At 73.8% G+C, this 14,423-nt stretch carries 15 protein-coding genes and 1 pseudogene; 1 reads left to right on the plus strand and 15 read right to left on the minus strand.

What is annotated here, in order from left to right:
• Positions 1-41 precede the first annotated feature (41 nt).
• Positions 42-878: a translation elongation factor Ts gene (gene tsf / locus FZ103_RS13405; RefSeq protein WP_156001503.1), complete on the minus strand. Its 837-nt coding sequence runs from the start codon at positions 876-878 to the stop codon at positions 42-44.
• Between the two features lie 122 nt (positions 879-1,000).
• Complete coding sequence (gene rpsB, locus FZ103_RS13410) at positions 1,001-1,924, minus strand: 30S ribosomal protein S2 (RefSeq protein WP_156001504.1); 924 nt, start codon at positions 1,922-1,924, stop codon at positions 1,001-1,003.
• A gap of 345 nt (positions 1,925-2,269) precedes the next feature.
• Here rpsB and FZ103_RS13415 point away from each other — a divergent pair.
• A pseudogene (locus FZ103_RS13415) lies at positions 2,270-2,671 on the plus strand (peptidoglycan DD-metalloendopeptidase family protein); the annotation flags it as partial.
• A 130-nt stretch (positions 2,672-2,801) separates the two neighbouring features.
• On the opposite strand, the gene FZ103_RS13420 reads toward FZ103_RS13415, so the two are convergent.
• The 13 genes from FZ103_RS13420 to rpsP form a co-directional block, all read right to left on the minus strand.
• The gene (locus FZ103_RS13420; RefSeq protein ID WP_156001505.1) at positions 2,802-3,707 is read right to left on the minus strand and encodes a tyrosine recombinase XerC; all 906 of its coding nucleotides are present in this window, start codon (positions 3,705-3,707) and stop codon (positions 2,802-2,804) included.
• Positions 3,704-4,081 carry a RidA family protein gene (locus FZ103_RS13425; RefSeq protein ID WP_156001506.1) on the minus strand — a complete coding sequence of 126 codons (378 nt, stop codon included), beginning with the start codon at positions 4,079-4,081 and terminating at the stop codon, positions 3,704-3,706. Before FZ103_RS13425 ends, FZ103_RS13420 begins: the two co-directional genes overlap by 4 nt.
• Positions 4,082-4,257: 176 nt before the next feature.
• A complete protein-coding gene (locus FZ103_RS13430; protein ID WP_156001507.1) occupies positions 4,258-4,917 on the minus strand; it encodes a trans-aconitate 2-methyltransferase in 660 nt (219 codons plus the stop codon).
• A gap of 779 nt (positions 4,918-5,696) precedes the next feature.
• Entirely contained in the window at positions 5,697-6,806 is a 1,110-nt protein-coding gene (gene dprA / locus FZ103_RS13435) for a DNA-processing protein DprA (protein WP_343233517.1), read from the minus strand.
• 530 nt (positions 6,807-7,336) lie between these two features.
• The gene (locus FZ103_RS13440; RefSeq protein ID WP_156001508.1) at positions 7,337-8,884 is read right to left on the minus strand and encodes a YifB family Mg chelatase-like AAA ATPase; all 1,548 of its coding nucleotides are present in this window, start codon (positions 8,882-8,884) and stop codon (positions 7,337-7,339) included.
• Entirely contained in the window at positions 8,884-9,321 is a 438-nt protein-coding gene (locus FZ103_RS13445; RefSeq protein WP_156001509.1) for a YraN family protein, read from the minus strand. The genes FZ103_RS13440 and FZ103_RS13445 overlap by 1 nt, the downstream gene beginning before the upstream one ends.
• 346 nt (positions 9,322-9,667) lie before the next feature.
• Positions 9,668-9,991, minus strand: a complete 324-nt coding sequence (locus tag FZ103_RS13450) for a DUF2469 domain-containing protein (RefSeq protein ID WP_156001510.1) — start codon at positions 9,989-9,991, stop codon at positions 9,668-9,670.
• Positions 9,992-10,165: 174 nt separating this feature from the next.
• Positions 10,166-11,131, minus strand: coding sequence for a signal peptidase I (gene lepB, locus FZ103_RS13455; protein WP_394350103.1), 966 nt, complete (start codon positions 11,129-11,131; stop codon positions 10,166-10,168).
• A 215-nt stretch (positions 11,132-11,346) separates the two neighbouring features.
• Positions 11,347-11,691: a 50S ribosomal protein L19 gene (gene rplS, locus FZ103_RS13460; protein ID WP_156001512.1), complete on the minus strand. Its 345-nt coding sequence runs from the start codon at positions 11,689-11,691 to the stop codon at positions 11,347-11,349.
• Positions 11,692-11,967: 276 nt separating this feature from the next.
• Complete coding sequence (gene trmD / locus FZ103_RS13465; protein WP_156001513.1) at positions 11,968-12,750, minus strand: tRNA (guanosine(37)-N1)-methyltransferase TrmD; 783 nt, start codon at positions 12,748-12,750, stop codon at positions 11,968-11,970.
• 100 nt (positions 12,751-12,850) lie between these two features.
• A complete protein-coding gene (rimM, locus tag FZ103_RS13470; RefSeq protein WP_156001514.1) occupies positions 12,851-13,363 on the minus strand; it encodes a ribosome maturation factor RimM in 513 nt (170 codons plus the stop codon).
• Between the two features lie 139 nt (positions 13,364-13,502).
• On the minus strand, positions 13,503-13,745 hold the full coding sequence (locus FZ103_RS13475) for an RNA-binding protein (RefSeq protein ID WP_186356251.1): 243 nt from the start codon (positions 13,743-13,745) through the stop codon (positions 13,503-13,505).
• A gap of 1 nt (position 13,746) precedes the next feature.
• On the minus strand, positions 13,747-14,226 hold the full coding sequence (gene rpsP, locus FZ103_RS13480) for a 30S ribosomal protein S16 (protein ID WP_186356252.1): 480 nt from the start codon (positions 14,224-14,226) through the stop codon (positions 13,747-13,749).
• Positions 14,227-14,423 lie beyond the last annotated feature (197 nt).

Raw genomic sequence — 14,423 nt, forward strand, 5'->3', positions numbered from 1 at the left:
CGGGGCGGCTGGGCCCCGACACCTCCATCATGTCAAACGGACTAGGACTGGCCGACCTTGAAGCGCACGAAGCGGAGCACCGTGACACCGGCTTCGTCGACGATCTGCTGGACCGTCTTCTTGTTGTCCTTGACGAAAGGCTGGGCGAGCAGGGTGGCGTCCTTGAAGAAGCCGTTCACCCGGCCCTCGATGATCTTGGGCAGCGCCTGCTCGGGCTTGCCCTCCTCGCGGGCGGTGGCCTCGGCGATGCGGCGCTCGCTGGCGACGGTCTCCTCGGGGACGTCGTCCTTGCTGACGTAGGCCGGGGCGAGCGCGGCGATCTGCTGGGCGAGGTCCTTTCCGACCTCGGCGTCGGCCTTGTCCAGCTCGACCAGGACGCCCATCGTCGGCGGCAGGTCGGGGTCGGACTTGTGCAGGTAGCTGGCGACGTAGGCGCCCGCGAACTTGGCGAAGCGCCGCAGCTCCAGCTTCTCGCCGATGACGGCGCTGCGTTCCTCGATGACGGTCTGCACGGTCTTGCCCTCGGAGAACTGGCTGTTGGCCAGCCCGGCGAGGTCCTCGACGTCGGCGGCCGCGGCGAAGTCGGCGATGTCGGCGGCGAGCTGCTGGAACTGCTCGTTCTTGGCCACGAAGTCGGTCTCGCAGCCCAGCTCGACCAGCACGGCCGAGGTGTCGTCGTCCTGCTTCAGCGCCACCAGGCCGTTGGTGGTGGAGCGCTCGGCGCGCTTGCCGACGGCCTTGGCGCCTTTGACGCGCAGGAACTCGACGGCCTTGTCGAAGTCGCCGTCGCTGTCCTCCAGCGCCTTCTTGCAGTCCATCATGCCCGCGCCGGTCATGTCGCGGAGCCTCTTCACGTCAGCGGCGGTGTAGTTCGCCATGGCGGTTTCTCAAATCCCCTTGGTTGGGTCGACGGGTCTCACGGGTCCCCGGACCGCGGGCGGCCCGGGATGGCCCCCGCGCCTGGTGCGGGGCGCGGGGGCCGGCGATCACCTGAGGGGCGTCAGGCTTCCTTCGAGCCCTCGGCCTCAGCCGCGGGAGCCTCGGCCGCAGGCGCGGGGGCCTCGGCCTCAGCCGCCGGAGCCTGGGCCGCGGCGGGAACCTCGGTCCCGGGCTGCTCCTGCTCCGGCTGGGCGGCCGGGGCCTCGGCGGCCTCGCCCTTCTCCAGCAGCTCGCGCTCCCACTCGGCCAGCGGCTCCTCGCCGGACTTCTCGGCGCCGGCGGTAGAGGCGCCCGACCGGGCGAGCAGGCCGTCGGCGACGGCGTCGGCGACGACGCGGGTGAGCAGGCTGACGCTGCGGATCGCGTCGTCGTTGCCCGGGATCGGGTAGTCGACCTCGTCGGGGTCGCAGTTGGTGTCCAGGATCGCCACGACCGGGATGTTCAGCTTGCGGGCCTCGCTGATCGCGATGTGCTCCTTCTTGGTGTCCACGATCCACACCGCGCTGGGCACGCGGGACATGTCGCGGATACCGCCGAGGGTGCGCTCCAGCTTCTCCTTCTCGCGGCGCAGCCCGAGCAGCTCCTTCTTGGTCAGCCCCGAGGCGGCGACGTCGTCGAAGTCGATCTCCTCGAGCTCCTTGAGGCGCTGAAGCCGCTTGTGGACGGTGGAGAAGTTGGTGAGCATGCCGCCCAGCCAGCGCTGGTTCACGAACGGCATCCCGACCCGGCGGGCCTGCTCGTCGATGGCCTCCTGCGCCTGCTTCTTGGTGCCGACGAAGAGGATGGTGCCGCCGTGGGCGACCGTCTCCTTGACGAACTCGTAGGCGCGGTCGATGTAGGCCAGCGACTTCTGCAGGTCGATGATGTAGATGCCGTTGCGCTCGGTGAAGATGAAGCGCTTCATCTTCGGGTTCCAGCGCCGCGTCTGGTGCCCGAAGTGCACACCGCTTTCCAGCAGCTGACGGATCGTCACGACTGTGGCCATGACTCGGTCCTCCTAGTACGGCGGGCGGACCCGCCTTCCGGTTGCTCCTGACGCCCCGACCGCTCCGCCACACCGCCGAGGCGGCATGGACCGTGAGAGCGGCCCCTCCCTGGGAAGGCACGGAAGCGTGCGTATTGGTCGGCTCGCAGTGAGCCTCTAGGAATTCTAGCCGCCCTCGGGCCGCGTCGGCGCCTATCGACGGGCGCCCGCTCGTGTCAAGGACCGCGCGAGCGGGTTTCCGGCGCGGCTGACGGGTGCGTCGCCTCGTCCGCGGCGGTCCGCGCTGCCGTCCACAGCCCGCGGATCCGGCTGGCGGCAGGGGTGCGCACAGTCGAGCCTGGACCCATGCCGCCTCAGCACCGCGTCCCCGCCCTCGCCCTCCTGTCGGGTCTGGCCGCCCTTGCGCTCGTGCTGGTCTGGGCGGCCGCGCCCGCCCGCGCGCGGGCGGGCCCCTGGCACCGGCCGCTGCCCGAGCCCGTGCGCGTGCTGCGGCCCTTCGATCCGCCCGCGCAGCGCTGGTTGCCGGGCCACCGCGGGGTCGATCTGGCGGCCGAACCGGGCGGCGAGGTCTACGCGGCCGCCGGCGGGCGGGTGGCCTTCGCCGGGACGGTGGCCGGTACGGGTGTCGTCAGCATCGACCACGGCGGCCTGCGCACCACCTACCTGCCGGTCCGGCCGCGGGTGGAGCGCGGCCGGCGGGTGGCGGCGGGCACGGTGGTGGGCGTCGTCGCGGGGGCGCGCCGGCACTGCGGCGGGCGGCCGTGCCTGCACTGGGGGCTGCGCAGCGGCCCGGCCTACCTCGATCCGCTCGCGCTGCTGGGGCGGGCGCCGGTGCGGTTGCTGCCCCACCCGGCCGCGCGGCGGCCGCGGGCCGGGGTCAGGCCCGCGGGTGGGCCCGGTTGTAGGTGCGGGTCAGGCGCTCGATCGAGACGTGGGTGTAGATCTGGGTGCTGGACAGCGAGGCGTGGCCGAGGATCTCCTGCACGCTGCGCAGGTCGGCGCCCCCGTTCAGCAGGTGGGTGGCGGCGCTGTGGCGAAGGCCGTGCGGCGCGGAGTCCGTGCCGTGGGCGCGGAGGTAGGCGTGCACGTCGCGACGCGCCGAACGGGTGCCCAGCCGACCGCCTCTGGCCCCGAGGAACAGCGCGGGGCCGCCGGCGGGCGCGGCCAGCCGCGGGCGGCCCTCCAGCAGCCAGGCGCCCACGGCCTCCAGGGCGGGCGCTCCCACGGGCACCACGCGCTCCTTGCCGCCTTTGCCGCGGACGCGGAGGGTGCGGCGCTCCCGGTCGACGTCGTCCACATCGAGGCCGCACAGCTCGGCCACGCGGATCCCGGTGGCGTAGAGCACCTCGACCACCGCGCGGCCGCGCAGCCCCACCGCGCTCGTGCCGGCGGGCGCCGCCTGCTCCGGGGCGAGTGCGGCGGCGGTCTCGCGCTCACTGAGGACCGCGGGCAGCGGCCGGTTCGGGCGGGGCGCGGAAAGCTGCGGCCCGGGGTCCTGGGCGATCCGGCCGGTGCTGTGCAGGAACGCGGTGAACACCCGGGCGGCGGCCACCCGCCGCGCCATCGTCGAGCGCCCGGCGCCCCGGTCGCGCATGCGGGCCAGCCATCCGCGCAGCGCCGCGAGGTCGAGGCCGCCGAGGCCGCGGCCGGTCTCGTCGAGGTAGTCCAGCAGCGCCCGGGCGTCGCCGAGGTAGGCGCGCACCGTGTGCGGCGACCGGTCGACCGCCAGGTGGCCGCGCAGGTCCTCGATCAGCTCCCGGTGCTTGTCCGGCCCCGTGCTCATCGCGCCTCGGCGGAGCGCTGCCCGCGCGGCAGCCGCGCCACGGCGTCGACCTCGATCAGGAAGCGCGGGTCCACGAGTCCGCTCACCTCCACCAGGGTGCTCGCGGGCCGGGGTTCGTGGACCAGGTACTCGTCCAGGACCCGGCGCACATCCTCCAAATCGGCCATGTGGCGCAGGTAGTAGGTGAGTTTGACCAGGTGGCGGGCATCGCTGCCGTGCTCGGCCAGCGCGGCGTCGACGTTGCGCAGCGCCTGGCGGGCCTGGGTGACGGCGTCGCCGTCGGCGACCATGCCGTCGGCGTCCAGCGGCACCTGGCCCGAGACGAAGACCAGCGGCCCCTCGGCCACCACGGCGCTGCTGTACCTGTGGACCATCCGCTCCCCCTCTCGCCTGCTTCGGGCCCCGTCGGGGTCAAACCTGGAATACCCGGCCCCGCCGGTGCAACCCTTTTCCCGGAGTACCCCGCGAGCGCCGCGCCTGTTCGGCGTTCGCGGGGACGGCGGGGCGCCGCCGCGACCGGCTGATCAGGGGCCGCCGCGGCGGCCCCTGATCAGCCGGTCGCGGCCGGAGGTTGCGCAACACCGACCAGTTTCCCGGCCACCGACCTGATCCGAGCCGACCAGCCCAGCGCCGCAAGATCGTCCGTGAGGCCCCGGGCGTCGTGGAACACCTTCACGACGCGGTACCGGCTGCCGTCGGCGAGGCGGCGCATCGTCGCGGGCGCGGGCTGATCCGCCAGGACCTCCTCGACCGCGACCGCACCGGGGCCGTCGTCGACGAAGACTGCTCTGCCGCCCGGCGCGAGTGCGGCGGCCACGGTGTCCCAGAAGGCGGGCAGCCGCGCCGGCGGCACATGGGAAAGCCAGAAGGCGAAGAACACCGTGTCGTAGCGCCGCGGCGCCCGCCACTCGAACACGTCGGCCTGCACGAACCGGACTCCCGGGGACGCCGTGCGTTCGCGGGCGATGGCCAGCACCTCGGCCGAGGCGTCGACGGCGGTCACCGAACGCGCCCGCGCCGCGAGCCGCGCGGTCCACTGGCCCGTCCCGCACGCCAGCTCCAAGACGTCCCCGGCGATCGGCAGGCCCTCGACCTCGGCCAGCACCGTCCGCAGGTCCTCGCTCCGGGCGTACTGCCGGTCGTACTCGGGCGCGGCCGCCCGGTAGTAGGCCATCTGCTCGGCCAAAAGCCCCTCGTCGGGTCCAGACATGGCTCGACCATACAGACGCCGCCCGCAGCCGGACAGAGGCGTCGGCGCGGCGGTGGCCGCGGCCTCGGGACCGCCGGTCAGGCCGTGTTTGAGAACGGCAGGGGCGCCGCTTCCCAGGAACCCCCCGGCTTACTACCTGGGGGCCACCATCGGGGTTGCGGGCAATTTGTGCGCCCCGCGCAGCGCGATCCGCCCGCCACCGCCCCATCGGAGACGCTGCGCGTCACGTGCCCGCCCGTCAGCCCGCCACCACCCCAACGGAGACGCTTCGCGTCACGTGTTTCCTTGCCGCCGAGCGCACGCAGTCCTTTCCAGATGGAGCCGCACCATCGGTAGCGGGCCTCCCGCGCGAAAGTGCGCCGTGCGCTCGGCGGCAAGCCGGCGCACAGCGCTTCGCGCATCACAGCCCCATTGCCGCAGCCGCTGTGGTGCCCGCCGTGGGTAGCCCCCGGAGGGTTCCTCCGCTCGCCAGGACAGCGGAACCCCCCGGACACCACCTGGGGCGGCCACCAGCGGGGTTGCGGCAATGGGCGCGCCTCGCGWAGCGCGGTCGCAGCTTGCCGCCGAGCGCACGCAGTCCTTGCCAGGTGGAGCCGCACCATCGGTAGCGGGCCTCCGGCGCAAAAGTGCGCCGTGCGCTCGGAGGCAAACCGACTCCGAATAGGCACGTGGCGCATCCGCGCCTCCGTTAGGGGCGGCGGCGGGCGGGATTCGCGCAACCCAGCCCCATTGCCGCAACCTCCGTGGTGACCGGCTTCTCACACAGGACGTAGGCGTCGTCACCCGGAGGGCCGGCGGGGCGGGCGTCTGGCGCGCCAGCCCGAGGGGCCGCGTTCGATGAAGCCCGCGGCGGCGAGCAGGCCGAGGCTGCTCAGGGCCGTGTCGAGGTCGAGGCCGCAGGTCTGGGCGATGGATGCCGTGCCGGCGCAGGCGCGGTCGGGAACCGCGTCGAGGACCCGGCGGGCGGTGCCGTCGAGGGAGTCGGGATCGAGCGCGGTACCGCCGTGCTCGGGGCGCAGATCGGCGCCGATCCGGCCGACCTGCTCGACGACGTCGTCGGTGCCGGTGACGCAGACGGCGGCGCCGTCGCGCAGCAGCCGGTGGCAGCCGGCCGAGAGCGCCGAGGTGATCGGACCCGGCACGGCCATGACCGCGCGGTGCAGGTCCTGCCCGTGGCGGGCGGTGTTGAGGGCTCCGCTGCGCAATCCGGCTTCGACGATCACGGTCCCGGGTGTGAGGGCGGCGATGATCCTGTTGCGCACCAGGAACCCGTGCCTGCTGGGCGGGGCGCCCGGCGGGTGCTCGCTGACGAGCGCCCCGCGTGCGGCGATGTCGGCGAACAGGTTCTCGTTTCCGCGCGGGTAGGCGAGGTCGAGGCCGCAGGCCAGAACCGCGACGGCCGGCGCGCCGGCGGCGAGGCTGCCGCGGTGTGCGGCGGAGTCGATGCCGTAGGCGCCCCCGGAGACCACCGCCCACGAGCGCTGCCCCAGGCCCCAGGCGAGATCGGCGGCCACGTGCAGGCCGTAGGCCGAGGCCGCGCGGGCTCCCACGATCGCGACCGAGCGCAGGCAGGCGTGGCGCAGGTCGTGGGCGCCGCGGACCCACAACGCGTAGGGGCGGCGCTGCCCGAGCTGGTCGAGCTGGGTGGGCCAGCCCGGGTCTCCGGGCACGATCAGGCGGCTGCCCAGCTCGGCGGTGGCCCCGAGCAGCGTGTCGGGGTCCAGTCCGGCCGCCCGGCCGCGCCAGCGCGCGGCACGCTTGGCGAGGTCCTGTGGGCGGACGCCCGGCGGCGGCTGCGGGGTCCCGCCGTCGCGCAGCGCCTGCCAGACGGCGGCGGCGCCGTGCTCGTCGAGCAGCAGGCCGAGGGCGGGATCGCCGGGTTCGGCCACCGCTGTCAGGCAAGCCCGGGCCGTGGCGTCGTCGCCGAGCGCCGGCGCGGGGGAAGCGGCAGGTTCCCCGGCATCGGGGAGCGGAGGGTCGGATGAGGAGTCGAGGCGGGTCATGATCACGGCGGCGTCCAGGAGGCCGGCCAGGGCCGGCGAGGGCGCCGCCTTCCTCCTTTCGCAGGAAGGGCGAAGAGGACTCCGGCCGCAGCACACGAGCCGGAACACGCAGAGAAGGCCATCGCACCCTCGCGCCGGCGACGCCCCTGCGGCGAGGGCGGCGACGGTGACGGGCCCCGCGCCGCCGGCAGCGGCGGGCAGCCGCGGTCGCCCGTCGGGACCCCGCCGCCTCCGCGCGGGGAGGCGTCCGGGTTCCGCCGGCGGCCGGGGTGCCGGGCGGTCCGGCCGTCCGTGCGGGCCGGTGCGTGTTCCGCGGGCGTGCGGCCGCGGCGCGGTCCCCAAGGCCGAGTCGCCGCTTCCGCACTCGGCGGCCCGCTGCTTGGGGCGGACCTTCGCGGTGGGCAAGCGCCGGCAGGTCATCGGAGGCGCCCGGTCCACAGCGCGTAGGCGTAGGCGGTGTCCTCCGCCGTGGGTCCCGGGCGGTCGGCCAGGTCGGCGAGGGTCCAGGAGACCCGGAGGGCGCGGTCGAGGCCGCGGGCGCTGATCTCGCCGCGTTCCAGGGCCGTGGCGAGGATGCGCAGCGCTTCGGACGCCACGGGGAAGTGCCGCCGCAGCTCCGCACCGGGGACGGCCGCATTGGTGCTCCATGGCGTGCCCGCGAGGCGTTTCGCCGCGTGCTCGCGGGCCCTGGCGACCCGCTGGGCGACGGTGGCCGAGGACTCCGCATAGGCGCGGTCGGCCAGCAGTTCGGCATGGGCGACGGGCTGCAGCTCCACCTTGAGGTCGACCCGGTCCAGCAGCGGCCCCGAGAGGCGGCCGAGATAGCGGCGGCGCTGGGTGGAGGAGCAGGTGCAGGCGTTTCCGGACTTGCCGCAGGGGCACGGGTTGGCGGCGAGGACGAGCAGAAAGCGGGCGGGGAAGCGCACCGTCGCCGCGGAGCGCGCGACGACGACCTCGCCCGTCTCCAGCGGCTGGCGCAGCGAATCGAGGACGCCGCGGGCGAACTCGGGCGCTTCGTCGAGGAACAGCGCGCCGCGGTGGGCCAGCGATACGCAGCCCGGACGCAACCGGGTGCTGCCGCCGCCGACGATGGCGGCGCGGGTGGCGGTGTGGTGGGGTGCGCAGAAGGGCGGCTCGACGATCAGCGGCGACCGGTCGGGCAGCGCACCCGCGACCGAGTGCACGGCGGTGACCTCGATGGACTCCGCGGAGGTCAGCCGCGGCAGCACCGTGGGCAGGCGTTCGGCGAGCAGGCTCTTGCCCGTGCCGGGCGGGCCGACCATCATCAGGTGATGCCCGCCGGCCGCGGCGATCTCCAGTGCGCGGCGGGCCACCGGCTGGCCCAGCACGTCGGCGAGATCGGGCCTGCGCGCGCCGGCGGAGTCGGCGGCCTCCTCCGGCTCGTGCACCGGATCGGCCGGGGCCTCCTCGGGAAGTTGTTCGGCGACCGGCTCGCCGCGCAGCCGCGCCAGCAGCTCCCGCAGCGAGGACACCGCGACCACCGTGACTCCCGGCACGAGACCGGCCTCTTCGGCGTTGCCGCGGGCCACGACGACGGTCGTGTGCCCGCAGCGGGCACCGGCCAGGACGGCGGGCAGCACGCCGCTCACCGGGCGGGTGCGGCCGTCGAGCCCGAGCTCGGCCAGTACGACGGCGGTGTGCAGCGGCATCGCCGGCACGGCACCGTCGGCCGCCAGCACCGCCGCGGCGATCGCGAGGTCGAAGCCGCTGCCGCGTTTGGGCAGGCTGGCCGGTGACAGGCTGACCGTGATGTGGCCCTCGGGCCAGTGCTCCCCGGAGTTGACGACGGCGGCCCGGATGCGGTCGCGCGCCTCGCGCAGCGCGGTGTCGGGCAGGCCGACCAGGGTCAGCCCGGCGGGTCCGTCGCCGAGATGGGCCTCGATCTCGATGATGTGGCCGTCGACGCCGATGAGCGCCATGGAGCGGGTGCGGGCGAGGGCCATCAGGCCACCCCCTGGTGGTGCCGGACGAAGACGCGGTCTCCTGGAAGCACGAGCACGCAGACCACGTCGACCCGCATGGGCCTGCCCCCGGCCCGGTGCGCGGCGGCCCACCGCCGCGCCAGCCGCCGCAGCCGCCGGCGCTTGGGTTCGGTCACCGCCTCCAGCGGCGACCCGAACCGCAGGCTGGTGCGGGTCTTGACCTCGGCGACGACGATGGTGGGGCCCTGGCCGGCCACGATGTCGATCTCGCCCTCGGGGCAGCGCCAGTTGCGCGCGAGGATGCGCAGCCCGGCGCGCGCAAGGTAGGCGGCGGCCACCTCCTCCCCGCGCGAGCCGAGTGCGGTTCTGCGGGACGCCGCGGCGGGCGGGGCGGACGCGGGCGGCTGGAGGCGGTCGCGGCGGAGGGCGGGGCGTACGGAGCGGCGGAAGGAGCTCATGCACCCAGGGTGATCGCCGGACACGCACCGCTCCACGCGGATTCGCCGCCTGTGGACAACCGGCCGAAAAAGGCCGGCGAAGGGCCGGGCCCGCGGGCACCGGAACCGGTGGGCGCGGGCCCGGCCATCTGCTACCGTCGCCGCCCTCGTCGCGTGCGCAACCGACGGCACCGGAACCGATCCGCGCAGGCCAAGCGCCGCCGCGCTCGCCTCCCCCCGCGTCCGGATCGCGCGTCGCGCCACATCACCGCGGCCCGCAAGACGACGCCGCCGGGCGGCGGACGGATCCGCTGCCCGGCGGCGGGAGCCGGGGGCGCCTCCGCCCGGGCGGGCGGGGCGGGCCCGGTCAGTGCGGCTTGCCGGTGGCCGGGACCTCCAGGTCGGACTTGGTGATCTCCTCGACGTTGACGTCCTTGAACGTCACCACGCGCACGTTGCGGACGAACCTGGCCGGGCGGTACATGTCCCACACCCAGGCGTCCTCCATCGTGACCTCGAAGTACATCTCGCCGTTCTCAGTGCTGCGCGGCTGCAGGTCCACGTGGTTGGTGAGGTAGAACCGGCGCTCGGTCTCGACCACGTAGCTGAAGAGGCCGACGACGTCGCGGTACTCGCGATAGAGCTGCAGCTCCATCTCGGCCTCGTACTTCTCCAGGTCCTCAGAACTCATTTCGCGCTCGCTTTCGTCGTGCAGTCCCGGTTGAGCGGCCCGGCCCCCTTCGCCTATGGGGTCTCGCGGGAAGGTCGAGATCCCGCCTTGATCAATCGACTACAGAACCATGATGCGGCACGTGTCAACCGTCTGGAAACGGCCCCGCCCCGGGTCCACTACCCCGTCCGCGGCTCATTCGCCGCCGCTGCCCAGCGGCCGCGCGGCGGCCCCCGACGGCTCCGCGACCGGCCGCTGCCGGCGGCCGGTGAATCCCGCGGGTACGGCCGCGGCCGCGCCCAGCAGCAGCGGCAGCGCCGCCGACGCCTCGGCGGCCTCCGCGGGCGCGGGGCCCGCGGCGCCCTGGGTGCCCGCACCGCCGCCGTCGGCCTTCTCGGAGCTGCCGCCCTCGTTGAGCTTCTCGAAGGTCTCCGGCGTGGACAGGGTGGCCCAGCGGTCGACCGGCCAGATGATCACGAACGCCCGCCCCACCACGTGGTCGATGGGCACCGAGCCCCCGCCCGGCTCCTTCTGGTGCGTACGCGAGTCGTTGGAGGCGACCCGGTGGTCCCCCATGACCCACAGCCGCCCCTCGGGCACGGTCACCGGCCCGAACTCCCTGGGGGTGGCGAGGCTGCCCGGGAAGAGGTAGGGCTCGTCCAGCGGCACTCCGTTGACCGTGACCCGGTTCTGGGCGTCGCAGCACTGGACGGTGTCGCCCGGGACGCCGATCACCCGCTTGATGTAGTCGCGACCTGTGGGGGCCAGTCCGAACTGCTGGCCGACCCAGGTGAACGCGCGGGACACGGGGTTGGCGGACTCGTCGACGGCCACCGTGCCGGGCTCGTCCCAGGACCCGCCGCCGTTGAACACGACGACGTCGCCGCGCTCGATCTCGCGTACCTGGTAGACCAGCTTGTTGACGAGCACCCGGTCGCCGACGAGCAGCGTGTTCTCCATCGACCCGGAGGGGATGTAGAACGGCTGCGCGATCCACGTGCGGATGACGAAGGCCAAGACCAGCGCGATGACGATCAGGATCGGCAGTTCCTTCCAGAACGATCCCGACTTCTGCGCCTTCTCCTCGGTGTGCTCTCTCTTGGCGTTCATCGAACCCCCGCTCTCGGCCGCCCCGGCCTCACCGGCCCGAACCTCCGGCACCGTCCCGACACGACTCTGGCTCCCCTGCGCAGGGGCGCAGGAGAGCCAGAGCCGCCGGAGCGGGTGCCGCCGACGCGGACGGGTGGATGCGCCGCCGCGCCGGAGGCCGCTTCGTCATTGGTCATCGGAACCGAAGCCTATCCGAGCGCAGCGCTGCGTGTCGGAAAAGCCACAGCAGCGATTCATGCGCCGCGCGACCGGACCGGGATCGGCGGTCAGCGGCGCTCGGGGATGCGGGCGGCCTTCCCGCGCAGGTTGCGCAGGTAGTACAGCTTGGCACGGCGCACCCGGCCGCGGGAGACGACCTCGATCTTCTCGATCACCGGGCTGTGCACCGGGAAGGTGCGCTCCACGCCGACGCCGTAGCTGATCTTGCGGACCGTGAACGTCTCGCGGTTGGCGGCCCCCTGGCGCCGGATCACGACACCCTTGAAGACCTGGACACGCGAGCGCGTGCCCTCGGTGACGCGCACGTGCACGTTCAGCGTGTCGCCCGGGCGGAAATCGGGAATGTCCGAGCGCAGTTGGGCCTTCTCAATTTCCTGAATTGCGGTGTGCATCTCAGCGGTTCCTCATCGATTGCGCGCCGCGGCGACGGACAGTGCGGTTCGCGCGGGCGGATCTGCTGCTGGGGTCCTTCGGGTGCGCCTCTGCCCGGTCTGCGCGGCCGCGGTCAGCGGGTGCGGCGGCATGAGAACAAAGCGCGACGGCAGGGGCAACTCCCCTAGTCTGCCACACGTTGGGGCCCGGTCTGTAACCGAGGCCGCCGATCCCCCGGGCCGCACGCCTGCGCACAGCCCGCGAACCGCCGCCCTCACGGGGATGCGGCCCCGCGCTCACTCCGGCGGCGCCTGCTCCAGCAGTGCCAGGACCAGCTCCCGGTCGCTGCGGTCGAGCTCGTCCAACCGCCGGGCCGCCAGCTCGCGCAGCAGCTCGGGGCGGTTGCGGGCGGTCTTGCGCAGCGCCTCGTGGCGCCGCCAGCGGTCCACCGCGCCGTGGTCGCCCGACAGCAGCACGGGCGGCACCTCCTGGCCCCGCCAGTGCGCCGGCTTGGTGTACACGGGCCCTTCGAGGAGGTTCTCCATGGCGCCGGCCGCAAACGAATCCTGCACGACCGACTCCGCGTTGCCCAGGACGCCGGGCAGCAGCCGCGACACCGTCTCGACGACGACCAGCGTGGCCGACTCCCCGCCGGCCAGCACGTAGTCGCCGATGCTCAGCTCCTCCACCGGCATGCGCCGCGCGGCGTCGGCGGCCACCCGCGCGTCGATGCCCTCGTAGCGCCCGCAGGCGAACACCAGCCACGGCTCCCGCGAGAGCCGCTTGGCGCCCTCCTGGTCGAAGGGGGTTCCGCTGGGGGTGGGCAGCACCAGTCGCGGCGGGGCCTGGGCGCCCGCGGTCACCGCGTCCAGCGCCTCGCCCCACGGCTCGGGCTTCATGACCATGCCGGGACCGCCGCCGTAGGGGGTGTCGTCGACGGTGTTGTGCCGGTCGTGGGTCCACGACCGCAGATCGTGCAGTCTGATGTCGAGGATGCCCGCCGCCCGCGCCTTGCCGATCAGCGACAGCTCCAGCGGCGCGAAGTAGTCGGGGAAGATGGTGATGATGTCGATGCGCATAGGTGTGCGGGTGCTCCGGCGGCGGTTCCGGCACGCGGGCGCCGGCGAGGCGGGTGTGGGCGGACGGGACGGCGGGCGCGGGCGGCGGGCCGCGCGGGGATCAGCGGCCCAGCTCCAGCAGGCCGGGAGGCGGATCGATCACCAGGCGGCCGGCCCCGGTGTCGACCTCGGGTACGAGGGCGCGGACGAACGGCACCAGCACCTCGCCGCCCGCGGAGTCGGTGATCACCAGGACGTCCTGGGCGTTGTGCAGCACGTCGGCCACGGTGCCGACCTCGGTGCCCTCGGTGGTCTCGGCCCGCAGCCCGATGAGCTCGTGGTCGTTGAACTCGTCGGGGTCGTCGGCCGGCGGCACGTCGGCGGAGTCGACGAGGAGCGCGACTCCGCGCAGCTCCTCGGCGGCGGTGCGGTCGCCGACCTTCTCGAAGCGGACCAGCAGCCGGCCCGAGTGCCTGCGCGCCGATGCCACGGTGAGCGGGCCGGCGCCGGCGGGGTCGGTGTGCAGGAGGGCGCCCGGTGCGAAGCGCGAGCCGGGGTCGTCGGTGCGCACGTCCACGGCCACCTCGCCGCGGATCCCGTGGGCGCGGCCGATCCGGCCGACAACGAGACGCATCGTCCTCCTGCGGTTGTAGGCGCGCCGGGTCTGCGCGCACACGACTGCATCGCGCCGCTCGCCGGGAACGGCGCGAAGGTCCCGGCTCCCGCCGCGGCGTCCGCGCGGGCGGGCGCGCAGCGGGGGCCGGGACCGGCGCTCAGCGCACCTCGTTCAGGTCCAGCAGGTCGACGCGGACGTAGCGGTCGCCCGCCAGCGAACCGACAACGGTGCGCAGCGCCTTGGCGGTGCGCCCGTTGCGGCCGATGACCTTCCCGAGGTCGTCGGGATGGACCCGGACTTCGAGCACCTTGCCCTTGCGGAGCCTCCGGGCTCTCACCTGGACATCGTCGCCGTTGACGACGATGCCCCGAACCAGGTGCTCTAGCGCCTCTTCAAGCACGTCAGGCCTCGCCCTCAGGCTCCGTGGTCGTGTCTTCGCCGGACTTCTCGGTCTTCTCGGCCTTTTCGGACTTCTTCTCCGAGCCCGAGGACTTCTTGGACTTGCCGCCGCCCTTGGTGGACTCGTTGTCCGGGAGGACGAGCTCCTTGAGCACGGCCTGGAAGGCGGCCTCCTCGGCCTCCTTGTCCCTCGGCTCGGCGACCTTCAGCGGCCCCGGCTCCGGCAGCCCCTTGAAACGCTGCCAGTCACCGGTCAGCTTCAGGATGTTCTTGACCGGGCCGGTGGGCTGCGCCCCCACAGAGAGCCAGTGCTGCGCCCGCTCCGAGTTCACCTCGATGAAGCTCGGCTCTTCCTTCGGGTGGTACTTCCCGATCTCCTCGATGGCCCTGCCATCGCGCTTGGTGCGGGCGTCGGCGACGATGATGCGGTACTGCGGCGTACGGATCTTGCCCATACGCTTGAGTTTGATCTTGACAGCCACGGGTGTGGATTCTCCCAGTTGCGATGCGATTGCCTGTCATCGCGCCGCGTGGGGATGCGGCGGAGTGTTCAGGCGGGGACGTTAGGTGCCCGGGCAAGTTAGAGGGCCGGCCCATCACACCGTTGGTCAACTACCCATTGTGCCAGATCTCGGCGTACGCAACGCGCGTTGCGGAGGCCTTCGGCGGGTCCGGCCCG

This window comes from Streptomonospora sp. PA3 (genome assembly GCF_009728995.1).
In the GTDB taxonomy this organism is placed as follows: domain Bacteria; phylum Actinomycetota; class Actinomycetes; order Streptosporangiales; family Streptosporangiaceae; genus Streptomonospora.

Bases quoted from the DNA above. Each gene is read 5' to 3' on its own strand.
- tsf (WP_156001503.1), bottom strand. From the start codon at position 878: ATGGCGAACTACACCGCCGCTGACGTGAAGAGGCTCCGCGACATGACC.
- rpsB (WP_156001504.1), bottom strand. From the start codon at position 1,924: ATGGCCACAGTCGTGACGATCCGTCAGCTGCTGGAAAGCGGTGTGCAC.
- FZ103_RS13420 (WP_156001505.1), bottom strand. From the start codon at position 3,707: ATGAGCACGGGGCCGGACAAGCACCGGGAGCTGATCGAGGACCTGCGC.
- FZ103_RS13425 (WP_156001506.1), bottom strand. From the start codon at position 4,081: ATGGTCCACAGGTACAGCAGCGCCGTGGTGGCCGAGGGGCCGCTGGTC.
- FZ103_RS13430 (WP_156001507.1), bottom strand. From the start codon at position 4,917: ATGTCTGGACCCGACGAGGGGCTTTTGGCCGAGCAGATGGCCTACTAC.
- FZ103_RS13440 (WP_156001508.1), bottom strand. From the start codon at position 8,884: ATGGCCCTCGCCCGCACCCGCTCCATGGCGCTCATCGGCGTCGACGGC.
- FZ103_RS13445 (WP_156001509.1), bottom strand. From the start codon at position 9,321: ATGAGCTCCTTCCGCCGCTCCGTACGCCCCGCCCTCCGCCGCGACCGC.
- FZ103_RS13450 (WP_156001510.1), bottom strand. From the start codon at position 9,991: ATGAGTTCTGAGGACCTGGAGAAGTACGAGGCCGAGATGGAGCTGCAG.
- rplS (WP_156001512.1), bottom strand. From the start codon at position 11,691: ATGCACACCGCAATTCAGGAAATTGAGAAGGCCCAACTGCGCTCGGAC.
- trmD (WP_156001513.1), bottom strand. From the start codon at position 12,750: ATGCGCATCGACATCATCACCATCTTCCCCGACTACTTCGCGCCGCTG.
- rimM (WP_156001514.1), bottom strand. From the start codon at position 13,363: ATGCGTCTCGTTGTCGGCCGGATCGGCCGCGCCCACGGGATCCGCGGC.